This window comes from Rhizobium quercicola (assembly GCF_021168455.1).
Taxonomy (GTDB): Bacteria; Pseudomonadota; Alphaproteobacteria; order Rhizobiales; family Rhizobiaceae; genus Ferranicluibacter; species Ferranicluibacter quercicola.
In genome coordinates, this window is sequence record NZ_JAJOZR010000008.1 from 76,926 (window position 1) to 99,666 (window position 22,741).

27 protein-coding genes are annotated in these 22,741 nt (G+C 65.1%); 14 read left to right on the forward strand and 13 right to left on the reverse strand.

Translation table 11 applies throughout. The features are described 5' to 3' along the window. Positions 1-369: 369 nt before the first annotated feature. Positions 370-552 (reverse strand): hypothetical protein, encoded by a 183-nt coding sequence (locus LRX75_RS13520; RefSeq protein ID WP_231815177.1) that lies wholly within the window; start codon positions 550-552, stop codon positions 370-372. A gap of 221 nt (positions 553-773) precedes the next feature. Between LRX75_RS13520 and LRX75_RS13525 the strand changes: the two genes are divergently transcribed. The 3 genes from LRX75_RS13525 (at position 774) to LRX75_RS13535 (ending at position 1,478) form a co-directional block, all read left to right on the forward strand. Continuing rightward, positions 774-947 (forward strand): DUF1328 domain-containing protein, encoded by a 174-nt coding sequence (locus LRX75_RS13525; RefSeq protein WP_110800399.1) that lies wholly within the window; start codon positions 774-776, stop codon positions 945-947. A gap of 80 nt (positions 948-1,027) precedes the next feature. After that, positions 1,028-1,186, forward strand: coding sequence for a YqaE/Pmp3 family membrane protein (locus LRX75_RS13530; RefSeq protein ID WP_092986011.1), 159 nt, complete (start codon positions 1,028-1,030; stop codon positions 1,184-1,186). Between the two features lie 103 nt (positions 1,187-1,289). Continuing rightward, the gene (locus LRX75_RS13535; protein ID WP_231815179.1) at positions 1,290-1,478 is read left to right on the forward strand and encodes a hypothetical protein; all 189 of its coding nucleotides are present in this window, start codon (positions 1,290-1,292) and stop codon (positions 1,476-1,478) included. Here LRX75_RS13535 and LRX75_RS13540 read toward each other — a convergent pair. Continuing rightward, complete coding sequence (locus LRX75_RS13540; RefSeq protein ID WP_231815180.1) at positions 1,475-2,713, reverse strand: TIGR03862 family flavoprotein; 1,239 nt, start codon at positions 2,711-2,713, stop codon at positions 1,475-1,477. The genes LRX75_RS13535 and LRX75_RS13540 overlap by 4 nt on opposite strands. A 154-nt stretch (positions 2,714-2,867) precedes the next feature. Here LRX75_RS13540 and LRX75_RS13545 point away from each other — a divergent pair, with 154 nt between their 5' ends. Continuing rightward, the gene (locus tag LRX75_RS13545; protein WP_231815182.1) at positions 2,868-3,668 is read left to right on the forward strand and encodes a YdcF family protein; all 801 of its coding nucleotides are present in this window, start codon (positions 2,868-2,870) and stop codon (positions 3,666-3,668) included. Then, positions 3,665-4,300, forward strand: coding sequence for a trimeric intracellular cation channel family protein (locus LRX75_RS13550; RefSeq protein ID WP_231815184.1), 636 nt, complete (start codon positions 3,665-3,667; stop codon positions 4,298-4,300). Before LRX75_RS13545 ends, LRX75_RS13550 begins: the two co-directional genes overlap by 4 nt. Before the next feature lie 15 nt (positions 4,301-4,315). Here LRX75_RS13550 and irrA read toward each other — a convergent pair whose 3' ends face one another. Continuing rightward, on the reverse strand, positions 4,316-4,735 hold the full coding sequence (gene irrA, locus LRX75_RS13555) for an iron response transcriptional regulator IrrA (protein WP_092931486.1): 420 nt from the start codon (positions 4,733-4,735) through the stop codon (positions 4,316-4,318). 301 nt (positions 4,736-5,036) lie between these two features. On the opposite strand from irrA, the gene fabA reads away from it, so the two are divergent. The 3 genes from fabA to fabI are packed head-to-tail and all read left to right on the forward strand — an operon-like array spanning position 5,037 to position 7,644. Continuing rightward, positions 5,037-5,552 carry a 3-hydroxyacyl-[acyl-carrier-protein] dehydratase FabA gene (fabA, locus tag LRX75_RS13560; protein ID WP_113149465.1) on the forward strand — a complete coding sequence of 172 codons (516 nt, stop codon included), beginning with the start codon at positions 5,037-5,039 and terminating at the stop codon, positions 5,550-5,552. 55 nt (positions 5,553-5,607) lie between these two features. Further along, a complete protein-coding gene (fabB, locus tag LRX75_RS13565; protein ID WP_113149466.1) occupies positions 5,608-6,831 on the forward strand; it encodes a beta-ketoacyl-ACP synthase I in 1,224 nt (407 codons plus the stop codon). Between the two features lie 6 nt (positions 6,832-6,837). After that, positions 6,838-7,644 carry an enoyl-ACP reductase FabI gene (fabI, locus tag LRX75_RS13570; RefSeq protein ID WP_231815186.1) on the forward strand — a complete coding sequence of 269 codons (807 nt, stop codon included), beginning with the start codon at positions 6,838-6,840 and terminating at the stop codon, positions 7,642-7,644. 113 nt (positions 7,645-7,757) lie between these two features. Here fabI and LRX75_RS13575 read toward each other — a convergent pair whose 3' ends face one another. The 6 genes from LRX75_RS13575 to rbfA all read right to left on the reverse strand — a co-directional run bounded on the left by LRX75_RS13575 (position 7,758) and on the right by rbfA (position 15,237). Further along, on the reverse strand, positions 7,758-8,774 hold the full coding sequence (locus tag LRX75_RS13575; protein ID WP_231815188.1) for a class I SAM-dependent methyltransferase: 1,017 nt from the start codon (positions 8,772-8,774) through the stop codon (positions 7,758-7,760). 170 nt (positions 8,775-8,944) lie between these two features. Further along, positions 8,945-11,077, reverse strand: a complete 2,133-nt coding sequence (pnp, locus tag LRX75_RS13580; protein WP_231815190.1) for a polyribonucleotide nucleotidyltransferase — start codon at positions 11,075-11,077, stop codon at positions 8,945-8,947. Between the two features lie 293 nt (positions 11,078-11,370). Beyond that, positions 11,371-11,640, reverse strand: coding sequence for a 30S ribosomal protein S15 (gene rpsO / locus LRX75_RS13585; RefSeq protein ID WP_092931474.1), 270 nt, complete (start codon positions 11,638-11,640; stop codon positions 11,371-11,373). A 197-nt stretch (positions 11,641-11,837) separates the two neighbouring features. Beyond that, positions 11,838-13,544, reverse strand: a complete 1,707-nt coding sequence (locus tag LRX75_RS13590) for a sensor histidine kinase (protein ID WP_231815192.1) — start codon at positions 13,542-13,544, stop codon at positions 11,838-11,840. Between the two features lie 264 nt (positions 13,545-13,808). Further along, positions 13,809-14,744: a tRNA pseudouridine(55) synthase TruB gene (truB, locus tag LRX75_RS13595; RefSeq protein ID WP_231815194.1), complete on the reverse strand. Its 936-nt coding sequence runs from the start codon at positions 14,742-14,744 to the stop codon at positions 13,809-13,811. 79 nt (positions 14,745-14,823) lie between these two features. Next, entirely contained in the window at positions 14,824-15,237 is a 414-nt protein-coding gene (rbfA, locus tag LRX75_RS13600) for a 30S ribosome-binding factor RbfA (protein ID WP_231815196.1), read from the reverse strand. Between the two features lie 178 nt (positions 15,238-15,415). On the opposite strand from rbfA, the gene LRX75_RS13605 reads away from it, so the two are divergent. The 3 genes from LRX75_RS13605 to LRX75_RS13615 all read left to right on the forward strand — a co-directional run bounded on the left by LRX75_RS13605 (position 15,416) and on the right by LRX75_RS13615 (position 17,544). Beyond that, positions 15,416-16,156, forward strand: a complete 741-nt coding sequence (locus LRX75_RS13605) for a type 1 glutamine amidotransferase (protein ID WP_231815199.1) — start codon at positions 15,416-15,418, stop codon at positions 16,154-16,156. Positions 16,157-16,266: 110 nt separating this feature from the next. After that, a complete protein-coding gene (locus LRX75_RS13610) occupies positions 16,267-17,046 on the forward strand; it encodes a pentapeptide repeat-containing protein (RefSeq protein ID WP_231815201.1) in 780 nt (259 codons plus the stop codon). A gap of 39 nt (positions 17,047-17,085) precedes the next feature. Beyond that, a complete protein-coding gene (locus LRX75_RS13615; protein WP_231815203.1) occupies positions 17,086-17,544 on the forward strand; it encodes a GFA family protein in 459 nt (152 codons plus the stop codon). Between the two features lie 3 nt (positions 17,545-17,547). Here LRX75_RS13615 and LRX75_RS13620 read toward each other — a convergent pair whose 3' ends face one another. The 4 genes from LRX75_RS13620 to lepA all read right to left on the reverse strand — a co-directional run bounded on the left by LRX75_RS13620 (position 17,548) and on the right by lepA (position 20,725). Further along, complete coding sequence (locus LRX75_RS13620; protein WP_231815205.1) at positions 17,548-17,847, reverse strand: CcdB family protein; 300 nt, start codon at positions 17,845-17,847, stop codon at positions 17,548-17,550. Next, positions 17,847-18,077: a type II toxin-antitoxin system CcdA family antitoxin gene (locus tag LRX75_RS13625; RefSeq protein WP_231815207.1), complete on the reverse strand. Its 231-nt coding sequence runs from the start codon at positions 18,075-18,077 to the stop codon at positions 17,847-17,849. Before LRX75_RS13625 ends, LRX75_RS13620 begins: the two co-directional genes overlap by 1 nt. A 243-nt stretch (positions 18,078-18,320) precedes the next feature. Beyond that, positions 18,321-18,695: a YegP family protein gene (locus LRX75_RS23415; RefSeq protein ID WP_420851203.1), complete on the reverse strand. Its 375-nt coding sequence runs from the start codon at positions 18,693-18,695 to the stop codon at positions 18,321-18,323. Between the two features lie 149 nt (positions 18,696-18,844). After that, the gene (gene lepA, locus LRX75_RS13640; protein WP_269456205.1) at positions 18,845-20,725 is read right to left on the reverse strand and encodes a translation elongation factor 4; all 1,881 of its coding nucleotides are present in this window, start codon (positions 20,723-20,725) and stop codon (positions 18,845-18,847) included. Between the two features lie 76 nt (positions 20,726-20,801). Here lepA and LRX75_RS13645 point away from each other — a divergent pair, with 76 nt between their 5' ends. From LRX75_RS13645 to LRX75_RS13655, 3 genes are read left to right on the forward strand one after another with little or no spacing between them, the layout of a single operon-like run. After that, positions 20,802-21,401 carry an XRE family transcriptional regulator gene (locus LRX75_RS13645; RefSeq protein ID WP_231815211.1) on the forward strand — a complete coding sequence of 200 codons (600 nt, stop codon included), beginning with the start codon at positions 20,802-20,804 and terminating at the stop codon, positions 21,399-21,401. Further along, positions 21,398-21,985 (forward strand): GNAT family N-acetyltransferase, encoded by a 588-nt coding sequence (locus LRX75_RS13650; protein ID WP_231815214.1) that lies wholly within the window; start codon positions 21,398-21,400, stop codon positions 21,983-21,985. Before LRX75_RS13645 ends, LRX75_RS13650 begins: the two co-directional genes overlap by 4 nt. Positions 21,986-22,039: 54 nt before the next feature. Next, positions 22,040-22,705 carry a YiaD family glycine zipper/OmpA-like lipoprotein gene (locus LRX75_RS13655; RefSeq protein WP_113149479.1) on the forward strand — a complete coding sequence of 222 codons (666 nt, stop codon included), beginning with the start codon at positions 22,040-22,042 and terminating at the stop codon, positions 22,703-22,705. The last annotated feature ends 36 nt before the right edge of the window (positions 22,706-22,741 follow it).

Consider the following 22,741-nt stretch of genomic DNA (forward strand, 5'->3'; position numbering starts at 1 on the left):
TTTATGCGCAATGCTGCACATGAAGCATGAACGGGGTGTGTAGACAAGACGAACAGCCACGGTGACGCAAACCGCCGGGGTTCGCCCTGGTTCCCGGGAGGTTGCCGCTGCGCGTGCAAGGCCTGATGAAATCTCGCGCCCGGCCGGAACCAAGCAAGGTTCACTTACTTCCATGAGAGATCGCAGGCCGTGTCAGGCGGACGCGATGGGGATGAAGAACATAGGGATTTTTCCGCTTTCTTCCTATGGCCAACGCAATGGCAGTCGAGCTTCCAACCCATCCGGCCAGCGATCACCACCACCCCTGCGGCAGGGCCGCCGTCGCCCCCCAGAGAGCCCTCGGGGCGAGCGGCTTCCGGGTGCCTGCGGCTAGCGGGTTGTTTCGTCCTGCTGCATTTCCCGCTGCAGGCGAAGCCGTTTCAAGCGCTCCGTCTTTTCGCGGGCGGCACTCAGCTGCGTGTCGATGATCGCCTGGGCGACCACCTTGGTTTCATCGATATTCCCGAGGGCCGGCCCCGCTTTCGGACGACGCTTCTTCTTCTCTTCGGTCATAGAGGTTCTCTGTCCTTTTCAAGACGAGCGTTGTCCTCCGCAATGCGCCGGGCGTCATTCAACTATTTTAATGCGGATCCGACCGTACGGAACTGGACCGTTTTTCACGCCCATGATGGCACGGACACAGACAGGCGTTTGGCCGTAGGCGACGCTGCCATCAGGAACAAAAATCGCATGAATGCGTTTACCTTCCGAACCCGTTCGTAAAGGAACCACCAATGCTCAAGTGGGCGCTGATCTTCTTCGTCGTTTCCCTCATCACCGGCTTTCTCGGCTTCTCCGGCGTTTCCGCGGCGACCGCGACGATCGCGCGCGTGCTGTTTGCCATTGCCGTCGTGGTCTTCCTGATCTTCGTGGTGCTTGCCTTCATGGCCGGCAGCGCCGTCCTCTAAATTCGGCGGCCACGGCGCTGCCGGCTGGACCATAGTCCTGCCGGGGCCCCTGCCCGCATTCTTCCACGAAAGAGACCTTTATGGACGTCCTCCGCATTCTGCTCGCCATTCTCGTGCCGCCTCTCGGCGTATTTCTTCAGGTTGGCATCGGCCTGCACTTCTGGCTGAACATCCTGCTCACGATCTTCGGTTACATCCCCGGCATCATCCATGCCATCTGGGTCATTCTGAAGAAGTAAGGCAGACGGTCCATTGCCACTGACTGAAGAAAAAAATCACAACCGCGACGGAACCATTTCCCTCGCGGCGTGTTTGCTATGCGCCAAACGAAGGGGATGGACCGTGAGCGAGCATATCGATGTTGCCAAAGTGGAAAACAGCCCCTTGCGCCGTGTGCGCAGCGTGGACGATTTCTGCCGTCGATATCGGCTCGGCGATGAGGAAAAGAACCGTTTGACCCGCCTTTTCGGTTCGTTTGCGACTGAGCAGGAATTGCTGACGAACGCCACGCGGGCGCCGGTCTTTCGCTAGACGCCGCGCCTGTCGGCAAGCCAGTCCAACAGGCCTGACGCTGCGAACCGGCCGGTTGCGAGGCACGCCGTCAGCAGATATCCGCCGGTCGGCGCTTCCCAATCCACCATTTCACCCGCGACGAAAACGCCGGGCATCTGCCGGATCATGCCGGCAGGGTCGATCCCGTCGAGACGGAGGCCGCCGGCAGAGGAGATGGCCTCTTCGATCGGCCGCGGCCTGGTCAACGGGATCGGCAGCATCTTCAGGGCGGCAGCGAGATCGTTTGCCGGCAAACGATCCGCATCGGGCACGATCTCCCGCAACAACGCCAGCTTCACGCCATCGATCCTTGCGGCCTTGCGCAGCCGGTTGCTGAAGCTTGCCTTGCGCGGGGCCGCGTCCAGCGCCGATGCCACAGCCTCCAGCGATCGGCCGGGCAGAAGGTCGAGGCAGAGATCGGCGTCTCCCGCAGCCTCCAGCCTGTCCCGCAGCGCTGCCGAATGGGCATAGACGAGGCTTCCCTCGATCCCGTGACGCGTGATGACGAACTCGCCTTGCGTGCGGCCAGATTCCGACATGGCTGCGACCGACTTCACCGGAGCGCCGGCGAACCGCGCGGCAAAATCCGCGCTCCAGGCGACATCGAATCCGCAATTGGCCGGACGGAACGGCGCAACGGCAATCCCCCGCGCCTCCAGCATCGACACCCAGCGCGCATCAGATCCGAGACGCGGCCAGCTTGCGCCGCCGAGCGCGAGCAGCGTCGCATCGCTGGCGACAGCCTGCACACCGTCCGGCGTCTCGAAGACCAGCGCGTCGTCCGCGCCGAAGCCGATCCAGCGCCAGCGGGTCCGGATGGCGACACCACGCATCTCCAGCCGCCGGCGCCAGGCGCGCAGCAGCGGCGAAGCCTTCATGGCTTTGGGAAACACCCGTCCCGACGAACCGACGAAGGTCTCGACATCGAGCCCCTGCGCCCAGCCCCGCACATCATCCGGGGTAAAGGCATCGAGAGCCGGCCGCAGGCCGGCCGTGGCGGCACCGAAGCGGCCGGCGAAGCTCTCATAGGGCTCGGCATGCGTCAGATTGAGGCCCGACTTGCCGGCGAGCAGGAATTTCCGGCCGATCGTCGGCATGGCGTCATAGACCGTGACGCGATGATGCGTTTCCGACAGGACCTCGGCGGCCGCCAGTCCCGCCGGTCCGCCGCCGATGATCGCGATCGTCTTTGCTGTGCTGTCCGCTATCGTCATGGTCCGTTTCATGCGGCAAACGCCGCTTCGGGGCAAGCCGGGGAGATCACGCCATGGTCACAAACGCGCCTCCCGCGCGGCAGCCGGTTGCTTCCGGGCAAGGCTGACGTCTATGGTCGGCCATCGATGTCCGAACCGCGCGTGCCCCAAGCCCATGTTTCTCGTCTCCAAGATCTTCTGGCTTCTCGCACAGCCGCTGTCGCTTGCCTTTGCGCTGGTTCTCTCCGGATTCGTCTCCGCCGTCGCCGGCTATCAGCGGCTCGGGCTTCTCCTGTCGGGCCTTGCCGCGCTCCTCCTCTTCGTGGCGCTGTTCACGACGACCGGCAGCGTGCTCCTGCAGCGGCTCGAAGACCGGTTTCCGCGGCCGCCGGCCCTCCCCGCCGATCTCTCCTGCATGATCATTCTGGGCGGCGCCTTCGAGAACGAGGTGATGGCGACACGGGGCGGGATCGAGTTCAACCAGGCGGCCGATCGCTTCGTCGAGGCGCTGCGCATCGCCCGCCTCGTGCCCGCGGCGCGCATTCTCGTGTCGGGCGGCGACGGTTCGCTCAGCGGAACCTATGATGGCGATGCCGATGCCGCCGAGCGGTTCTTTCCCCTGTTCGGCGTGCCCGTCGAGCGCCTGATCCGCGAGGACGCCTCGCGCACGACCTTCGAGAACGCGGCGAACACGCAGGCGATCCTGTCGCAGAACGGGCTGTCGAACTGCCTGCTGATCACCTCGGCCTTTCACATGCCGCGCGCCATCGGCCTGTTCCGCAAGCTCGGGATCGCCGTGACCCCGTGGCCGACGGATTACCGCACGACCGGCAAGGCGCGCCCCGGCTTCGACTTCAGCCAGCCGGCGCTGAACGCCCAGCTGACGACGACCGCGGTGCGCGAGTGGATCGGCCTTGCCGCCTATGCCGCCACGGGCCGCACCTCCGCCCTCTTCCCGTCCGTGGAAAGCCCATGACCGTTCTCGATCTTCTCGATTATGCCGGCGTCGCCGTCTTCGCCGCCACGGGCGCGCTGTCGGCCTCGCGCAAGCAGCTCGATATCATCGGCTATGTCTTCCTCGCCTCCATCACCGGCATCGGCGGGGGCACGCTGCGGGACGTCATCCTCGGGGCGACGCCGGTCTTCTGGGTCAAGAACCCGCTCTACCTCGTCATCTGCGCGAGCGTCGGCGTCATCCTGTTCCTCTCCTCGCACCGGCTCGATTCGCGGTATCGCGCGCTCGTCTGGCTCGATGCGATCGGGCTGTCCGCCTATTGCGTCATGGGCGCCGCCAAGGGTCTCTCGGCCACCGGTTCCCCCGTCGTTGCGCTCGTCACCGGCATGCTGACGGCCACCTTCGGCGGCATCCTGCGCGATCTTCTCGCGGGGGAACCCTCGGTGCTGCTGCGTCCGGAGATCTATGTGACGGCGGCGTTGACGGGCTCGGCCGTCTTCACGCTCGCAACGCTTGCCGGTCTGCCGCTGATCGCCGCCTCCGCGCTCGGCATCGTCTGCGCCTTCATCGTGCGCGGCGGTGCGCTGAAATTCGGCTGGACGCTGCCCACGGGCAAGGCGGGCCCGGGACGGGACCCGGACGACATTCTGTAACGAAGGGACGAGAAATCAGCGCTGCTTCGGCTTCAGCCGGATCACCACGTCGACATGGGAAATCTCCATGCCTTCGGGCGGCTCGGGAAGATTGCCGATGGTGATGTTGTTGACCGGGATATCCAGCACCTCGTTCGCGCCCTCCACGAAGAAGTGGTGGTGGTCGGAAACATTGGTGTCGAAATAGGTCCGTGCGCCCTCCACCGAGAGAACGCGGATCATGCCGGCCTCGGTAAACTGATGCAGCGTGTTGTAGACGGTCGCCAGCGACACGGGCACGCCGACGGTCACGGCTTCCTCGTGCAGTTCCTCCACCGTCAGGTGACGGTCGCCCTTTGCAAACAGAAGGTCGGCCAGCGCCATGCGCTGCCGCGTCGGCCTGAGGCCGAAGCGGCGCAAACGGTCGTCGGGCCTCATCTCTGTTTCCATCGTCATGCAGACTTGTCCGGGCAGCTCTTGTTAAGTGGAGTCATCGTGTCGATATAACTTTGGTGAGCTTGGCTTTCAATACACATAAAGGTGCCGGACCCGTCTACGGAGATAAAACGGCCCGAAAAGTTGCGGATATGGCAATTGCTACTGGTTGTTTCCGGTATAGTGCGCTATGCGACTGCGGATATGGGCCAGAGCCGGCACGTCCCGGACGGTATCGGACGACGGGCGGAACGGCTCGGCAAGACAAGACCCGGTGTGCGATCGGGCTCACGAGACACCTTGGCGGAGACACCAGACGTTCATGACGACCAGACAATCCAGCTACGGCTACGACGACATCCTGCGTTGCGCGCGGGGCGAACTGTTCGGCCCCGGCAATGCGCAGTTGCCGCTTCCGCCGATGCTGATGGTCCATCGCATAACGGAGATTTCCGAAACCGGCGGCACCTTCGACAAGGGCTTCATCCGGGCCGCGTATGACGTGAAGCCTGACGACTGGTATTTTCCCTGCCACTTCCCCGGCAATCCCATCATGCCCGGCTGCCTCGGCCTCGACGGCATGTGGCAGCTGACGGGCTTTTTCCTCGGCTGGCTCGGCGAGCCCGGCCGCGGCATGGCGCTGTCCACCGGCGAGGTGAAGTTCAAGGGCATGGTTCTTCCCGATACCAAGCTGCTGGAATACGGCATCGACTTCAAGCGCGTGATGCGCGGCCGGCTGGTGCTCGGCATCGCCGATGGCTGGCTGAAGGCCGATGGCGAAACCATCTACCAGGCAACGGACCTTCGCGTCGGCCTGTCGAAGGAGAAGGCTGCCTGATCCCGCAAGGATCGCAGGCGCTTTCTCCAGTTCACTTCAAGAAAAGGTCATCGAGATGAGACGGGTTGTTGTCACGGGTCTTGGTATCGTTTCCTCCATCGGAAACGACGCCGAAGCAGTCACGGCTTCGCTGCGCGATGCGCGCTCCGGTATCAGCTTTTCCAACGATTTCGCTGAACACGGATTCCGCTGCCAGGTCTGGGGCTCGCCCGATCTGGACACGACGGACATGGTCGATCGCCGCGCGGCGCGCTTCCTGTCGCAGGGCGGCGCCTGGAACCATGTGGCGATGAAGCAGGCGATCGCCGATTCGGGTCTCGAAGAGAGCGACATCTCCGGCAACGAGCGCACCGGCATCATCATGGGGTCGGGCGGACCGTCCACCAAGACGCTGATCGAAGCCGCCGACATCACCCGCAAGAACAACAGCCCCAAGCGCATCGGCCCGTTCGCCGTGCCGAAGGCCATGTCCTCGACCGCCTCGGCGACCCTCGCCACTTGGTTCAAGATCCACGGCGTCAACTATTCGATCTCGTCGGCCTGTTCGACGTCTGCCCATTGCATCGGCAATGCCGCGGAAATGATCCAGTGGGGCAAGCAGGACATCATGTTCGCCGGCGGCCACGAGGATCTCGACTGGACCATGTCGAACCTGTTCGACGCGATGGGCGCCATGTCCTCGAAGTTCAACGACACGCCGGCCACGGCCTCGCGCGCCTATGACGTTTCCCGCGACGGCTTCGTCATCGCCGGCGGCGCCGGCGTTCTGGTGCTCGAGGAGCTGGAACATGCCAAGGCCCGTGGCGCCAAGATCTATGCCGAGCTGACCGGCTACGGCGCGACCTCCGACGGTTACGACATGGTCGCACCGTCGGGCGAAGGCGCCATCCGCTGCATGCGCCAGGCGCTGGCGACCGTGAAGACCGAGATCGACTACATCAACACGCACGGCACCTCGACGCCGGTCGGCGACAGCAAGGAGATCGGCGCGATCCGCGAGGTCTTCGGGACCAAGATTCCGCCGGTCCAGTCGACCAAGTCGCTGACGGGCCACTCGCTGGGTGCGGCCGGCGTGCAGGAATCGATCTATGCGCTGCTGATGATGCAGGAACGCTTCATCGGCGAAAGCGCGCATATCACCGAGATCGACCCGGAATTCGACGGCGTGCCGATCGTTCGCAAGCGCATCGACGATGCGAAGATCGACACCGTGCTCTCGAACTCGTTCGGCTTCGGCGGCACCAATGCCACGCTCGTTTTCCAGCGTTACAACGGGTAAGTTGCCATGACCGGTCTCATGTCGGGGAAGCGCGGGCTCATCATGGGCGTCGCCAACAGTCATTCGATCGCCTGGGGCATTTCCCAGGCGCTTTCGCGCCAGGGCGCCGAGCTTGCCTTCACCTATCAGGGCGACGCGCTCGGCAAGCGCGTGAAGCCGCTGGCGGCACAGCTGAATTCGGACCTGCTGCTGCCCTGCGACGTCGAGGACCTCGCCTCCGTCGATACGGTCATCGACACCTTGAGGGAACGCTGGGGCAGCCTGGATTTCATCGTCCACGCCATCGGCTTTTCCGACAAGAACGAGCTGAAGGGCTTCTACGCCGATACGAGCCGCGACAATTTCAGCCGGACCATGGTCATCTCCTGCTTCTCCTTCACCGAGATCGCGCGCCGCGCGGCCGAGATGATGACCGACGGCGGCGCGATGCTGACCCTGACCTATGGCGGCTCCGTGCGCGTCATGCCGAACTACAACGTCATGGGTGTCGCCAAGGCGGCCCTCGAAGCGTCCGTGCGCTATCTCGCCGCCGATTACGGCCCGCGCGGCATCCGCGTCAACGCGATCTCGGCCGGCCCGATCCGCACGCTTGCCGGCGCCGGCATCTCGGACGCGCGCGCCATGCTCTCCTGGAACCAGAAAAACGCGCCGCTGCGCCGCACCGTCACCATCGACGACGTCGGCAATTCCGCCCTCTACCTCCTCTCCGACCTCTCCTCCGGCGTCACCGGCGAGATCCACTACGTGGATTCCGGCTACAACATCACCTCGATGCCGGTGCTGGAGACGTTGCGGAACGCGGACGGGGAGTGAGGTTGCTCCGCAGCCGTCTCCTCTGATCCCATCTTATCCCTGCATGTGCAAAAGGCGCCGCGATCGTCTCGCGGCGCCTTTTGCATGAAGGGCGTCTATCGTCCGAAGTCGGCCTACTTCCGGCCCCACAGGATTTTGAAGCGGGCGTTGCGGCAGGTTTCGCCCCATTCCTTGAAGGTCGTGTTCATGGTCGGCTCGTAGGGCAGACCGCGGTTGGCGACCAGCATGAGGCGGCCGCCGGCTTTCAGGGATTTGGCGGCCATGGCGATCATGGCGACGCCGAGCGCCGGATCGGCAGCCTGGGTCTCGTGGAAGGGCGGGTTCATGACGATGAGGTCGTAGTGATCGCGCGGGGCTTCCTGCGTCAGGTCCTGCCAGTGGAAGCGGGTCGGCACCTTGGGCGCATTGGCCTTCAGATTGCCGCGGGCAGCCTCCAGCGCGTGATAGTCGGCCTCGAACAGGTCGATGCCTTTGACAGCCGGCGCGCGCTCGGCGAGCATGACCGAGAGATAGCCCCAGCCGGCGCCGAAATCGGCGGCATGGCCGGCAAAGTCCGTCGGCAGGCGCGAGGCGAGCAGTTCCGAGCCGCCATCGATCCGGTCGTGCGAGAACATGCCGGGAGCGGCATCGAAGCGGCCTTCGACGCGAACCGGGCTCGAGGCGAAGCGTTCGATCTCGGCTGCCGGGTCCTCGGGGCGCGCGAACCAGAAGGCGACGCCGTGATATTTCGGCATGCTGTCGCCACCCCACTCCAGCGCGCCGATGCGCTTGCGCAGCGACTGGATGCCGTCTTCCTTGGTGCCGGCCACGACGATGAGGCCGCCGATGCGGGTACGCTTCAGCGCCTCGGCAATACGGTTCTCGTTCTCGCCGCGGTGCTTGCCGCAGAGGATCAGCGTCGCGGCATAGTCATCGCCCTCGACGAAGGGCGTGACGGTCGCGCCGGCGGATACCAGCGCGCGGTAGGCCGGGCGGTTCGGCTGGACGCAGACCAGGGCCGCATCGAAGCCGTCCGGCAGCCGGTAGCCGGTTTCGGCGGCCAGGAAGAGGACGCGTTCGCCTTCGCCCGGCGGCGACAGCACGCCGCTGTCGAAGGGATGAAACAGGGTCTTGACCTTGTCGCTCGTCATTCGTCTTGCCTCTTCGGCAACCTCTTGCGGCTGCCCGTCATGCCGGATCCTGACAGGAGCCCAGCGGTGTTCGTCCCGACACTGCCGCGTGGCAGCGTCCTTGATGATGCAAGAAGGGCGCGGAGCGATCAACGCCCCGCGCCCTTCCCGTCGATGGTCGGCGGCTCGCCTTATTCGGCGGCTTCGCCACCCTTTTCGCTGACTTCCTTGCCGGTCGCCTGGTCGACGACCTTCATGGACAGGCGCACCTTGCCGCGCTCGTCGAAGCCCATCAGCTTGACCCAGACCTTGTCGCCTTCCTTGACGACGTCGGAGGTCTTGGCGACGCGGTCGGTCGCCAGCTGCGAGATGTGCACGAGGCCGTCACGCGGGCCGAAGAAGTTGACGAAGGCGCCGAAATCGGCGGTCTTCACAACGGTGCCTTCGTAGATCTGGCCGACTTCCGGTTCCGCGACGATCGAGTGGATCCACTTGCGGGCCGCTTCGATTTCCTTGCCGGAAGACGAAGCGATCTTGATCGTGCCGTCGTCCTCGATATTGACCTTGGCGCCGGTCTTCTCGACGATTTCGCGGATGACCTTGCCGCCGGAGCCGATGACTTCCCGGATCTTGTCGACCGGGATCTGCATGACTTCGATGCGCGGTGCGAATTCGCCGAGCTGCGAGCGACCCTCGGTGATGGCGTTCGCCATCTCGTTGAGGATGTGCTTGCGGCCACCCTGTGCCTGGCTGAGGGCGACCTTCATGATCTCTTCGGTGATACCGGCGATCTTGATGTCCATCTGCAGCGAGGTGATGCCGGCGTCCGTGCCCGCAACCTTGAAGTCCATGTCGCCGAGGTGGTCTTCGTCACCCAGGATGTCGGAGAGAACCGCAAAGCGGTCGCCTTCGAGGATCAGGCCCATGGCGATGCCGGCAACCGGCTTTGCCAGGGGAACGCCGGCATCCATCAGAGCCAGCGAGGTGCCGCAGACGGTGGCCATCGAGGACGAGCCGTTCGACTCGGTGATCTCGGAGACGACGCGCAGCGTGTAGGGGAACTGGTCCGGGCTCGGGAGCATCGGACGGATGGCGCGCCATGCGAGCTTGCCGTGGCCGATTTCGCGGCGGCCCGGGGAGCCCATGCGGCCCGTTTCGCCGACCGAGTAGGGCGGGAAGTTGTAATGGAGCAGGAAGCGTTCCTTGTACATGCCCGTCAGGCTGTCGACGTACTGTTCGTCTTCGCCGGTGCCGAGCGTGGCGACGACGATCGCCTGCGTTTCGCCGCGGGTGAAGAGGGCCGAACCGTGGGTGCGCGGCAGGATGCCGACTTCCGAGACGATCGGACGAACGGTCTCGAGATCACGGCCGTCGATGCGGCTCTTGGTGTCGAGGATGTTCCAGCGGACGATCTTGGCCTGCAGGTGCTTGAAGACGGCGCCGATGACTTCGCTCGTGTAGCGGGCGTCCTCGCCTTCCGGGAAGAAGTGCGTCTTGACCTTGGCCTTCACGGCGTCGACGGCCTTGTAGCGGTCGGCCTTCTGCGTGATCTTGTAGGCATCGCGCAGTTCGGCTTCGAAATGCTGGAGCATCTCGCCTTCGAGCGCGGAATGATCTTCCGGTTCGAATTCGCGCGGCTCCTTGGCCGCGACTTCGGCCAGCTTGATGATCGCGTCGATCACCGGCTGGAAGCCCTTGTGGCCGAACATGACGGCGCCGAGCATGATCTCTTCGTTCAGTTCCTTGGCTTCCGACTCGACCATCAGGACGGCGTCCTGCGTGCCGGCGACGACGAGGTCGAGAACCGATTCGTCCATCTCGTCGAGATGCGGGTTCAGGACGTATTCGCCGTTGATGTAGCCGACGCGTGCGCCGCCGACCGGGCCCATGAAGGGAACGCCGGAGAGCGTCAGCGCAGCCGAGGCCGCGACCATCGACAGGACGTCCGGATCGTTTTCAAGGTCGTGCTGGACGACGGTGACGACGACCTGTGTGTCGTTCTTGTAGCCTTCCGGGAAGAGCGGGCGGATCGGACGGTCGATCAGGCGGGAAACCAACGTTTCCTTTTCGCTTGGGCGACCTTCGCGCTTGAAGTAGCCGCCCGGGATCTTGCCGGCGGCATAGGTCTTTTCCTGGTAGTTGACGGTCAGCGGGAAGAAGTCCTGGCCGGGCTTGGGCGCCTTGGCCGAAACGACGGTGGCGAGAACGACGGTTTCGCCGTATGTGGCGAGAACGGCGCCGTCGGCCTGGCGGGCGATCTTGCCCGTTTCCAGCTTCAGCGGGCGGCCTGCCCATTGGATTTCGACGCTATGGGTATCGAACATATCTTGTCCTAACATTTGTGCGGCAAGGCCGCGCCGCAGGCCTTGGATAAGAACGGCGCGGGCGGCCCTGCATGGTCGACGCATCACGGGCAAGACAACGGGAGGCTTCCGGGTTCACGGAGCCTGAAGAGGCTCCGAAGCATCCTGCAATCCTGCCCCATGACAGGTCATCTGTTGCTCTGCAGTCCGGCACGTCCGGCCTGCTCGTGGACTTTCAGGCGCGATGCGGAAACCGCATCCGTAAAAGAGGCCGGCGGGCGAGCGCCTGAAGGCGCCGCCCGCCGGGAACGATCTTAACGGCGGATGCCGAGGGAAGTGATCAGCTTGGTGTAGCGGGCCTCTTCCTTCTTCTTGAGGTAGTCAAGAAGCGAACGACGGCTCGAAACCATGGCGAGAAGGCCACGACGCGAGTGGTTGTCCTTCTTGTGGCCCTTGAAGTGTTCGGTCAGGTTGTTGATCCGCTCGGTCAGGATGGCCACCTGGACTTCCGGAGAACCGGTGTCGCCTTCGGCGGTTGCGTATTCCTTGATCAGCTGGGTCTTGCGTTCTGCAGTGATCGACATCGTGTGATCCTTTCGATTTTAAGGATTGCGGGTCGCCGGCAGCCGGGATGTCGTCTAGCTGCGGCCTTGAAGGCAGAAGGAGACGGGCACCAAAGCCCATCCTTATGCTGGCGGTGCCTATAAAGCATTCGTGACGGAAAGGAAAGAGCTGCGTGCCCGGCCTCTCTTCCGCCGCCGCGCCCTTCTGCCGCGGCGCTCTACTCCGCCGCAGCGCCCTGGCCGCCGTCGGGCGCCGGCGTGTTCAGCCGGGCGCTGTCGATCTCCACCCGCCACTCGATACCGTCCTCGTGCATCAGGCGCTGCAGCCGCGCGTCGAGCGACATGCCGAGCATCCGCTCCAGCACGAGCGTGCCGAAGCCCTTGCGGCCGGGCGCGCGCATCTCCGGCGTCAGGTCGGCGCGGCTTTCGCGCCAGACGAGGCGGAACGTTCCCTCGTCGAGGATCCAGGACAGATCGACCCGGCCCGTCGCATTCGCGAGCGCGCCGTATTTGGTGGCGTTGGTGGCAAGCTCGTGCAACGCCATGCCGAGCGTCTGCGACACCTGCGCATCCAGCAGCACCGGCGGGCCGGAAATGTGGAAGCGATCGCCATCGTCGGGAAGGAAGGGCTGCAGCTGGTTGTGCGCCAGCTCGTCCATGTCGATGCCCTGGGCGGCATTGGCGATCATCAGGTCGGTCGACCGTGCGAGGCCCGCGACGCGCCGGCGGAAGGTGTCCACGAAGTCCTGCCGGCTTTCCAGCGACGCCGCCGACTGGGTCAGCATGGACTGGATGACGCTCAGCTGGTTCTTGGAACGGTGGGCCACCTCGCGCATCAGGAAGCGGATTTCCGCCTCGGCCCGCACCCGCTCCGCCGCAGCTTCCGACAGCGCGGTCGAGACGATGGTCACCTCCTCCACCATATGCGGCCGCATCGCGACCGGCTCGCCCTGCCCCAGCCTGCGGGCGTCGTCCGCCAGCAGGCGCACACCCCGGCTCATCATGCGCGCGATGGCGAGCGAGATGCCGAGCGCGATGGCGGCAAACACCAGTGCCCCGCCCGCCAGCCATGCATAGGAGCGGCGCGCGGCCGCCTCGACATCGGAGGCCTTCGCCCAGGCGACGATCTTCCAGCCGCTCAGCACAGAGAACTCTGTGACCGTGCGGTAGCGGGTGCCGCCCTCGTCCGCTTCGCCGACGCCGACGCGTAAGGAAGGCACGATGGACATGAAGAACGGCTTGCCGGGCTCCACCTTCGGGTCCGATGCGGCCACGACATCGCCGGCCCCGTCGATGATCGCGGCGTTCCAGCCGGGCGACAGGACATCCCGGCCGATCGAGCGCTCCAGCGACACCGCGTCGCGCGTCAGCGTCATCAGATAGTCGCCATGCCGGTTGGCCGAAAAGATGGGTAGGTAGACGTTGAACACCCATGTCTGGGCCGTGCGCCCGAAGAACACCGTCGAGACCAGAGGGGCGCCGCTGCGGAAGGCCTGATCGACCGAGACCGGATCGGATGCGCGGCCGAGCGGCTGGCCGAAGGGAATGCGCGTGTTGACCAGTTGCTGGTAGCTGCGGTCGATGATCAGGAGGTTCATGCCCGTGCCGGCCAGCGCCGAGGACGCGCGCCGGTAGAAGGCACCGAGATCCTCGTTTTCCAGCGTCCGTGACGAGGCGAGCACGCGCAGCGTCGTCAGCATGCCGTCCACCTCGCGCTCCACGGCCCGCGTGACCGAGCCGGTCGAGGCTTTCAGAAGCGCGGTCACCACGCGCTCCTGATCGTCCATGCTGCGTTTCAGCACGGCCATCGAGAAGAGGAAGGAGGGGATGATCGCGACGAGCAGCAAGGCGGCGAGGTAGAAGGCCAGTGGCCGGCGCAGGCTTTTGCGCAGGCCGGACAGCCCGCTGATCGTTCGTTGGCGCAAGCCTCTGTTCAGCCCTACACCCAAGCTCTCTCGCCCCTGCAGCGCCGCGTCTCCGTGTGGACACGCCGGAGGCGCCGCCTTTCAACCCCGTTCCGGACGGCAGATGCCGGCTCGCTCCTCACCCGGCAGGCGCCTCCTCCGGCCGGTCAGGCCGATGCGCGCGCTTGCCGCGAATCACGGCCACTAGACCACGCCCGCGCCCTGTTTGAAAGGACACGGATTCGTGTGTGCGCAAGCGGAGGGTCCGGCCGCGTCCGGGGCGGATCAGTCGGTGTTGAAGACGCGCTTGGGGCGGAATTCGCCTTCGCCGATCTCGCCGATCGCCACCAGCCGACCGCGAACGGTGGCATAGGCCTCGTCTTCGGCGAGCGGTGCATCGCGACCGCGCAGGATGATCGGATTGCCCATGCGGATCCGGTGCGCCTGATCCTCGGTGATGGCGATATGCGGCAGGTTCGACAGGGCCTCGCCGGTATCGATCAGAAACGCATCGAGCGCCGCCAGCCGGTCTTCGTCGCTTTCCATGGCCTCGAGCGCCGTCAGTTGCGACAGCGGCACCATCTTGTCCTCGGCAAAGGGCGCGACGAAGGAGCGGCGCAGCGAGGCGATATGGCCGAAGCAGCCGAGGTCGCGGCCGAAATCGCGGGCGAGCGAGCGGACATAGGTCCCCTTGCCGCACTCGATCTCGAAATGCGCCAGATGGGGCGTGCAGCCGAGCAGCGACAGGCGGAAGATCTCCACCTCGCGCGGGGGAATGTCGAGCACCTCGCCGCCGCGCGCCAGATCGTAGGCGCGCTCGCCGGCGATCTTGATGGCGGAGAATTGCGGGGGGACCTGCTCGATGACGCCGGTATAGTTCGGCAGCAGGGCGCGGACCTCTTCCTCGCTCGGGCGCGTGTCGGAGGACTGGACCACCGCACCTTCCAGGTCGTCGGTCGTGCGCTCCTCGCCCCAGGCGACGGTGAATTCGTAGACTTTGCGCCCGTCCATGACATAGGGCACGGTCTTGGTGGCGTCGCCGAGCGCGATCGGCAGCATGCCGGAGGCCAGCGGATCGAGCGTGCCGGCATGGCCGGCCTTCTGGGCCTTGAAGAGCCACTTGATCTTGGAGACGGCTTCCGTCGATCCGAAATCCAGCGGCTTGTCGAGGATCAGCCAGCCGGAGACCGGCCGCCCTTTTGGTTTGCGCGGTTTACCCATCGTCTTGTCGTTCCACTGTTCGTGTCGGTTTCGTCGACCCCCGGGGGGCCGCTTCACTGTGCAGGCTCGTCCTGCCGCCCTAGCGGTCGTCGGCCTCGTCGTCGGTTGGACCAAGGTCGCGGGCGACATCGGGCGACCGCAGGAGGTCGTCGATCTTCTTGTAGTTGTCGAAGCTCGTATCGTCCTTGAAGCGCACTTCCGGCATGTATTTCATCTGGCGCAGATGCGGCGACAGGCGGCCACGCAGGAACTTGGCATGCCGGTTCAGCGCGTCGATGATATCGGCATGATCGGCGACCCCGAGCGGCGTCACATAGGCCGTGGCCACCTTCAGGTCGCTCGACATGCGGACTTCCGAGATGGAGATAACCGTGTTTTCGATCAGCGCATCGCGCACCTCTCCCCGCTGCAGAACCTGGACCAGGGCTGCGCGGACTTGTTCGCCGACCCGCAGCATGCGCTGGGTGCGGCCCGAAGAGGTGGATTTGGCCATGATATATCCAGTATCGAGCGCCGATCTCGGCGCGATTGAGGCGGTGCAATGCCTCTTTCGCGGCGGAAGGTCAAGGCTCGGCGCGCAAAAGTCCCGCAAATGCGGGCTTGCGCCACCCTCTTGAACCAAATCGCCGCGCATGATCTCTATCCGGCAACGTCACGCCTGCGGAGCCGCCATGCACGTCCTCGTCGTCGAAAACATGCCCCATTCGGATCTCGGTCTCGTCGGCGTCGCGCTGGCGGAAGCGGGCGCAGGACTGGATATCCGCAAGGCCTATGCGGGCGATGCCCTGCCGGCCGGGCCGGACGCCTATGATGGCATGGTGGTGCTGGGCGGGGAGCAGAGCGCGCTCGACGATACGCTCCATCCCTATCTGCCGGTGCTTTGCGATCTGATGCGCCGGTTCACCGAGACGGACCGGGCGGTGCTGGGCATCTGCCTCGGCAGCCAGCTTCTCGCCCGGGCCCATGGCGGCGACAATCGTCTGGGCGCGGCGCGCGAGTTCGGCTGGCACGAGATCGGGCTGACGGCGGCGGGACAGGCGGACCCGGTCCTGTCGGCGGCCGGCGCACGCTTTCCGGCCTTCCAATGGCATTCCGACACCTTCACCCTGCCGCATGCAGCGACGGTTCTGGCCGGGAACGACGCGGTTCCCCTGCAGGCCTTCCGCATCGGCCGGGCGAGCTACGGGACGCAGTTCCACTTCGAGGCGGGAACGGCCGTCATCGGCAGATGGAAGGCGATCTACCGGGACCAGATCGACCGGATCGACCCCGGCTGGCTCGCCCGCTCCGCAGACCTCGAAGCGCAGCACGGTGCCGCGTCGGACACGGCGGGCCTCGCGCTCGCACGCGCCTTTGTCCGCACGATCGTCGTCGCGCGGCAGGGATCGGCGGCACGGGTGGATGCGGCCTGAGGCGCCGGTCACGAAACCCGGCTTCACCATTGCAGCCCGTGTTGCTTCCACCTATGTTCGTCATCATGAACAGGTGGAGGACACGCCGGTTTGCGGCGTGCGAGGCGAAGATGACGAACCACACCGGCCGGGCCCGGACCCATTCCTTTCGCGCCTGGGCCTCTCTCGACCGCATCAAGGCCGCCCGGCATGCCGGCCTGCCGCTGGCAGGCCTCTGCGCCGGCCTGGTCCTCGCCGGCCTCTCCGGCACGGCCGGCCCGGTGGCGGCTGCGGATTGCGAGGCGACGCCCAATGCGGGGATCGACTGGAGCGGCTGCAGCAAGGCCAACCTGATGCTGCCCTCGAGCACCCTGACCAAGGCGGTTCTGGCGGGCGCGAACCTTTCGGCCACCGATCTCGGCAGTTCTGATCTGACCGAGGCGAACCTCGAAAAAGCCACGCTGATCCGGGCATCGCTGAGCGGCGCCACGGCCGGAAAGGCAAATTTCTCCCGGATCGAAGCCTATCGCTCCAACTTTTCCGGCATCAAGGCAGCCGGGGCCTCCTTTGCCGGGGCTGAGCTGCAGCGCACCAACCTGACGGAAGCCGATCTGACCGGCGCGGATTTCAGCAAGGCGGAACTCTCCCGCGTCAACTTCTCGAAGTCGACCATCACCGGCACGCGCTTCTCGCTCGCCAACCTTGCCCGCGCCAAGCTGACCGGCGCGATCTTTACGGGCCCGATCGCCTTCGACGAGGCGTTCCTGTTCCTCACCCGCGTCGAGGGACTGGATCTATCGGCGGCGACCGGCCTGAAACAGGAGCAGATCGCGCTGGCCTGCGGCGACGGGAAGACCAAGCTTCCCCCCGGCCTGACGCCGCCGCCCACCTGGCCGTGCAAGCACGACTGAAGCGGGCACGACGGAGACGGCACAACAAAGGGAACCGGAATGGCGCTTTCACCGCATCTGCCCCTGACCGGCGCCTGCCGCTGCGGCAAGGTCCGCCTGCGCATCACCGCCGGGCCGATCCTGACCATGGCGTGCCATTGCACCGGTTGCCAGAAGATGACGGCCGGGCCCTATTCGCTGAGCGTGGCGGTTCCGGCGACCGGCTTTTCCGTGACCGAGGGCACGCCCGTCATCGGCGGCCTGCATGGCGAGATGCTGCACCACTTCTGCTGCCCGCACTGCTTCAGCTGGATGTTCACGCGCATCGAAGGCATGCCGGAGATGGTCAACGTTCGCGCGACCATGCTGGACGATATCGCCTGGTATCGCCCGTTCATCGAGACCTATACCTGCGAGAAGCTCGGCTTCGCCGAGACCGGTGCCGCCCATAGCTACGAGCGCTTTCCCCCGATGGAGGATTTCGCCGGGCTGATCGCCGCCTATCACGCGACGGCGTGACGCTCAGAAGCCCTGGAAGAGAAAGTCGAGGGCGGCCGTAATCTCGTCGGCGCGTTTCCTGAGATCGACAATGGTCGCTCCGATCTCTCGCGTCGGCACCACGGCCATGAATTGCGTGGCCATCACGAGCCGGGTGCCCTCGATCTCGAATGTCGGGTTGAGACGCGGGAACGTCTTGGCGATCGCGTCCTGCGACAGAAGCGGTATCATCGTTCGCGTATCCAGATCGCCAAGGATTTCCGCCTGGACGTCGAGGGCCAGAGCACCGTCATATTTCAAGCGATGGACGCAGAACCGCGCCATTAGAACTGGCGATAGCGCGCGAGCGGCAGACCGTGTTCGGCGACATACCGATTGCTGGCGGCAAAAGCCTCGGCGTTCTCGATCAGCCAAAGACGCTCCCGCTCCGCCTTGACCGCCTTGGCGATGCCGTCGGCGGCCGCGCTCGAGAGATCGATGTTCAGTTCCAGCGCGTCGGCGACGAGTTGATCGTCGAGCGACACGTCGGGCCGTATCCGGGCAGTGTTCGACATGAGAGCGTCCTTGATGAAAACCCCGACGCATTCTGCAGATCGTCGTCCAACGCTGCAGGCCGCGTCCGGGCCGGTGCCATCAGGATAGACCATCCCGCCCGGAAAAAAAGGGGCAAATCGTTCCGCATCGTCACGGCCGCGACGAGGGCTTCCCGCGGGATATCCACCTCGCTGGCCTTGGGCCTGTCGCGCAGCGTGCGGCGAACTTTGCCGCAGGACCGACGGGGCTTGACGACCTGCGGTTCAGACCGTGACGGTCTCGTCCTCGACAGGTGCGGCCGGCGCGTTCTTCTTGACGGATTCGATGCAGTTCTTGGCGCTGGCCTTCGAGGCATAGGCCTCGGACTGGACCATAGGCTCGCCGTTGGCCGCCTTGAAGCGGACGAAATGCTCGCAACTCTTGGTCTCGACGATTTCGAAGCGATAGCCGGAGCCGGTTTCATCCTTGGTCAGATCGACCGTCGACGCGCCCGGGGCATTCTTCTTGATGGAGTCGATGCAGTTCTTGGCGCTGGCCTTGGACGCGTAGTTCTCCGACCAGACCATGACCTCTGCGTTGTAGAGGAACTGCACGCGGAACTGGCCGCCGGCGGCTTTCAGGATCTTGAACTTATGCATGTCATGTCCTCCCTTCGCTCACGGCCGGGCACCGGCCGCCGTCAGGGAGATCTACACCAAAATTCACGTTTTCGAAATGCCGACGAGAAAATGACATCCTCCGTTGCGCCGCCGAGACTCCGGCAACGCCTGGACGACGTCTCGCTTCTCTATTCGTCGCTCATCTTCAGGGCGGCGATGAAGGCTTCCTGCGGGATATCGACCTTGCCGAACTGGCGCATGCGCTTCTTGCCGGCCTTCTGCTTGTCGAGCAGCTTGCGCTTGCGGCTGGCGTCGCCGCCATAGCACTTGGCCGTCACGTCCTTGCGCATGGCCGAGATCGTCTCGCGGGCGATCACGTTGCCGCCGATGGCCGCCTGGATCGGGATCTTGAACATATGCCGCGGGATCAGGTCCTTCAGCTTCTCGCACATGTCGCGTCCGCGCTTCTCGGCGGCCGAGCGGTGCACGAGCATGGAAAGCGCATCGACCGGCTCGCCATTGACCATGATCGACATCTTCACGAGGTTTCCCTCCCTGTAGCCGTCGAGATGGTAGTCGAAGGAGGCATACCCCTTGGAGATCGACTTCAGCCGGTCGTAGAAGTCGAAGACGACTTCGTTGAGCGGCAGCTCGTAGGTGAGCATGGCGCGCTTGCCGACATAGGTCAGTTCCGTCTGCACGCCGCGCCGGTCCTGGCAGAGCTTCAGAATGCCGCCGAGATAGTCGTCGGGGGTGAGGATCGTCGCCTTGATCCAGGGTTCGTGGATCTCGGAGATGCGCACCGGGTCCGGCATGTCGGCCGGGTTGTGCAGCTCCTTCTCGGAGCCATCCGTCATGGTCAGCTTGTACACCACGGAGGGAGCGGTGGCGATCAGGTCGAGGTCGAACTCGCGCTCGAGGCGTTCCTGGATGATCTCGAGATGCAAGAGGCCGAGGAAGCCGCAGCGGAAGCCGAAACCGAGGGCTGCCGAGCTTTCCATTTCGAAGGAGAAGGACGCATCGTTGAGGCGCAGCTTGCCCATGGCCGAGCGCAGATCCTCGAAATCGGCGGCATCGACCGGGAAGAGGCCGCAGAACACCACCGGCTGGGCCGGCTTGAAGCCCGGCAGGGCCTGTGCTGTCGCGCGCTTGTCCTCGGTGATGGTATCGCCGACGCGGGTATCGGCCACTTCCTTGATGGAGCCGGTGAAGAAGCCGATCTCGCCCGGGCCGAGGCTGTCGACGGCGAGCATCTTCGGCGTGAGAACGCCGACGCGCTCCACCTGATACTTCGCGTCCGTACCCATCATCCGGATCGTCTGGCCCTTGGTCAGCACGCCGTCGATGATGCGCACGAGAACCATGACACCGAGATAGGTGTCGTACCAGCTGTCCACCAGCAGCGCCTTCAGGGGCGCCTTGTCGCCGCCGGGGCTTTTCGGCGCCGGCAGCTGGTGGACGATGGCTTCGAGAACATCGGGAATCCCCAGGCCGGTCTTGGCCGAAATCAGCACCGCCTGGCTCGCATCGATGCCGATGACCTCTTCGATCTGCTCGCGGATGCGGTCGGGCTCGGCCGCCGGCAGGTCGATCTTGTTGAGGACCGTGACGATCTCGTGGTTGTTGTCGATCGCCTGATAGACGTTGGCCAGCGTCTGCGCCTCGACGCCCTGGCTGGCATCCACCACCAGCAGCGAGCCTTCGCAGGCCGACAGCGAGCGGGAGACTTCGTAGGCGAAGTCCACATGGCCGGGGGTGTCGATGAGGTTCAGGATATAGGTTTCGCCATTGTTGGCCTTGTAGTGCAGACGCACCGTCTGGGCCTTGATGGTGATGCCGCGCTCGCGCTCGATATCCATCGAGTCCAGCACCTGCTCGGACATGTCGCGCTCGGCAAGGCCGCCCGTCGACTGGATCAACCGGTCGGCAAGCGTCGATTTGCCATGGTCGATGTGGGCGACGATGGAGAAGTTGCGGATGTGATCCAGCGGCGTCTTGGAGGATGGTGTGCTCATGCGCCCGCATATAGCAGCGCGTCCGACGCCCGCAAAGCGGGAAATGCAGGGCATTCAGCTTTCGGATACCATAAATCCCCGGCCCTCGGCACCGCTTGACTCCACTATAGAAGACTGAAATTCTTTTTTAATGGAATCAAACATCCCACCATCCGACGCGGATATCGGCAGAAGACTGCGATCGTTGCGCCAGCAGCAGGCGACCACGCTCGATGCGCTGGCAGAGCGTGCCGGCGTCAGCCGCGCCATGATCTCGCGGATCGAGCGGGGCGAGGCCAATCCGACGGCGCAGCTCCTCGCACGGCTCTGCCATGCGCTCGGCACGACCCTGTCGCGGTTCTTCGCGGACGATGCGCCACGGACAAGCCCCTTGCGGCGGGCCGCCGAGCAGCATGTCTGGCGGGATCCGGGGACCGGCTATATCCGGCGGGCCGTGTCGCCGGAGGCCACGGGGTCGCCGGTCGACATCGTCGATGTCAGCTTCCCCCCGGGCGGACGTGTCGTGTTCGAGCCGCAGGCCTTCGACAGCGGCACGACGCAGCATCTCTGGCTGCTCGAAGGCCGCATGACGATGACGGCGGGCGAGGAGACCTACGATCTCCACCCCGGCGACTGCCTGTTCATGCGGCTCGGCGAGATGATCGTGTTCTCCAACCCGCATGCGGATCTCGCCCGCTACGCCATCATCCTCCATCGCGGCCATTCGCAAACGCGCAAGGAACGCCCATGAACCCGACTGCGATCGAACATACGCCCGCGATTCGCCGCCTGACCGATGCAGACGCCCGCGCAGCGATCGCCGAACTCTCGGCGATCCTGATCGACTGCATTGCCGACGGCGCGTCGGTCGGCTTTCTGTCGCCCTTCGGCGATGCGGATGCGGCACGCTACTGGGCCGGTGTCGCGGAGGCCGTTGCCGCCGGGCAGACCGTCCTGTTCGCAGCGGAAGCAAACGGCGCGATCCTCGGCACCGTGCAGCTCGGCATCGGCCTGCCGCCGAACCAGCCGCACCGCGCCGACCTGAAGAAGCTCCTCGTCCACCGTCGTGGCCGCGGCCGGGGGCTCGCGCGCCTGCTGATGACGGCCGCCGAACGCGAAGCGCTGGCGCTCGGCCGGCACCTGCTCGTGCTGGATACGGCAACCGGCAGCCCGGCGGAGGCGATCTATACGCGCCTGGGCTGGAGCCGGGCCGGCGTCATTCCGGACTATGCGCTGTTTCCGGACGGGAGCTTCTGCAGCACCACGCTTTTCTACAAGTCGCTCGTCCCGTCCGAGGCCGCGGCGCGTTCCGCCGAGACCCGATCTCCATCATAAGGCCGCAATCCATGGTATGAGGAACAGGGAGCAATTTTGGGGACTCTTGATTCGATGATGAAGAAAATCGCCATCGTGGCCGTCTCGGCCATCTACCTTTCCGGCTGCACGACGACCGACCCGTACACGGGCGAGCAGAAGATGTCGAACACGGCGGGCGGCGCCCTGATCGGTGCCGGCCTCGGTGCCGCGACCGGCCTTCTCGTCGGCGGCAGCGCCCGTGGACGGCGGGATTCCGCGCTGGTCGGCGCCGGCATCGGCGCGCTCGGCGGCGGCCTCATCGGCAACTACATGGACAGCCAGGAAAACGAGCTGCGTGCGCAGCTGCAGGGCACGGGCGTCTCCGTCACCCGCCAGGGCGACCGCATCATCCTGAACATGCCGTCGAACATCACGTTCGCGACCGACCAGGATCAGGTCATGCCCGGCTTCTATTCGACGCTGAATTCGGTGGCGATTGTGCTGCGCAAGTTCAACAAGACGCTCGTCGATGTCGATGGCCACACGGACTCGACCGGCAGCGCGGGCCACAACCAGGCCCTGTCGGAACGCCGCGCCGCCTCGGTCGCCAATTATCTCGGCAGCCAGGGCGTGGACCAGCGCCGCATGTCGGCCATGGGCTATGGCGCCGAACGCCCGGTCGCGTCCAATTCGAGCGAAGCCGGCCGCGCCCAGAACCGCCGCGTGGAAATCTCCATCGCGCCGATCAAGGAACAGTAAGCGCTATTTCGCTTCGGAAATGATGAGAGCCGGCGC

Bases quoted from the DNA above. Each gene is read 5' to 3' on its own strand.
- LRX75_RS13520 (WP_231815177.1), bottom strand. From the start codon at position 552: ATGACCGAAGAGAAGAAGAAGCGTCGTCCGAAAGCGGGGCCGGCCCTC.
- LRX75_RS13525 (WP_110800399.1), top strand. From the start codon at position 774: ATGCTCAAGTGGGCGCTGATCTTCTTCGTCGTTTCCCTCATCACCGGC.
- LRX75_RS13530 (WP_092986011.1), top strand. From the start codon at position 1,028: ATGGACGTCCTCCGCATTCTGCTCGCCATTCTCGTGCCGCCTCTCGGC.
- LRX75_RS13540 (WP_231815180.1), bottom strand. From the start codon at position 2,713: ATGACGATAGCGGACAGCACAGCAAAGACGATCGCGATCATCGGCGGC.
- LRX75_RS13545 (WP_231815182.1), top strand. From the start codon at position 2,868: ATGTTTCTCGTCTCCAAGATCTTCTGGCTTCTCGCACAGCCGCTGTCG.
- LRX75_RS13550 (WP_231815184.1), top strand. From the start codon at position 3,665: ATGACCGTTCTCGATCTTCTCGATTATGCCGGCGTCGCCGTCTTCGCC.
- irrA (WP_092931486.1), bottom strand. From the start codon at position 4,735: ATGACGATGGAAACAGAGATGAGGCCCGACGACCGTTTGCGCCGCTTC.
- fabA (WP_113149465.1), top strand. From the start codon at position 5,037: ATGACGACCAGACAATCCAGCTACGGCTACGACGACATCCTGCGTTGC.
- fabB (WP_113149466.1), top strand. From the start codon at position 5,608: ATGAGACGGGTTGTTGTCACGGGTCTTGGTATCGTTTCCTCCATCGGA.
- fabI (WP_231815186.1), top strand. From the start codon at position 6,838: ATGACCGGTCTCATGTCGGGGAAGCGCGGGCTCATCATGGGCGTCGCC.
- LRX75_RS13575 (WP_231815188.1), bottom strand. From the start codon at position 8,774: ATGACGAGCGACAAGGTCAAGACCCTGTTTCATCCCTTCGACAGCGGC.
- pnp (WP_231815190.1), bottom strand. From the start codon at position 11,077: ATGTTCGATACCCATAGCGTCGAAATCCAATGGGCAGGCCGCCCGCTG.
- rpsO (WP_092931474.1), bottom strand. From the start codon at position 11,640: ATGTCGATCACTGCAGAACGCAAGACCCAGCTGATCAAGGAATACGCA.
- truB (WP_231815194.1), bottom strand. From the start codon at position 14,744: ATGGGTAAACCGCGCAAACCAAAAGGGCGGCCGGTCTCCGGCTGGCTG.
- rbfA (WP_231815196.1), bottom strand. From the start codon at position 15,237: ATGGCCAAATCCACCTCTTCGGGCCGCACCCAGCGCATGCTGCGGGTC.
- LRX75_RS13605 (WP_231815199.1), top strand. From the start codon at position 15,416: ATGCACGTCCTCGTCGTCGAAAACATGCCCCATTCGGATCTCGGTCTC.
- LRX75_RS13610 (WP_231815201.1), top strand. From the start codon at position 16,267: ATGACGAACCACACCGGCCGGGCCCGGACCCATTCCTTTCGCGCCTGG.
- LRX75_RS13615 (WP_231815203.1), top strand. From the start codon at position 17,086: ATGGCGCTTTCACCGCATCTGCCCCTGACCGGCGCCTGCCGCTGCGGC.
- LRX75_RS13620 (WP_231815205.1), bottom strand. From the start codon at position 17,847: ATGGCGCGGTTCTGCGTCCATCGCTTGAAATATGACGGTGCTCTGGCC.
- LRX75_RS13625 (WP_231815207.1), bottom strand. From the start codon at position 18,077: ATGTCGAACACTGCCCGGATACGGCCCGACGTGTCGCTCGACGATCAA.
- LRX75_RS23415 (WP_420851203.1), bottom strand. From the start codon at position 18,695: ATGCATAAGTTCAAGATCCTGAAAGCCGCCGGCGGCCAGTTCCGCGTG.
- lepA (WP_269456205.1), bottom strand. From the start codon at position 20,725: ATGCCCTGCATTTCCCGCTTTGCGGGCGTCGGACGCGCTGCTATATGC.
- LRX75_RS13645 (WP_231815211.1), top strand. From the start codon at position 20,802: ATGGAATCAAACATCCCACCATCCGACGCGGATATCGGCAGAAGACTG.
- LRX75_RS13650 (WP_231815214.1), top strand. From the start codon at position 21,398: ATGAACCCGACTGCGATCGAACATACGCCCGCGATTCGCCGCCTGACC.
- LRX75_RS13655 (WP_113149479.1), top strand. From the start codon at position 22,040: ATGATGAAGAAAATCGCCATCGTGGCCGTCTCGGCCATCTACCTTTCC.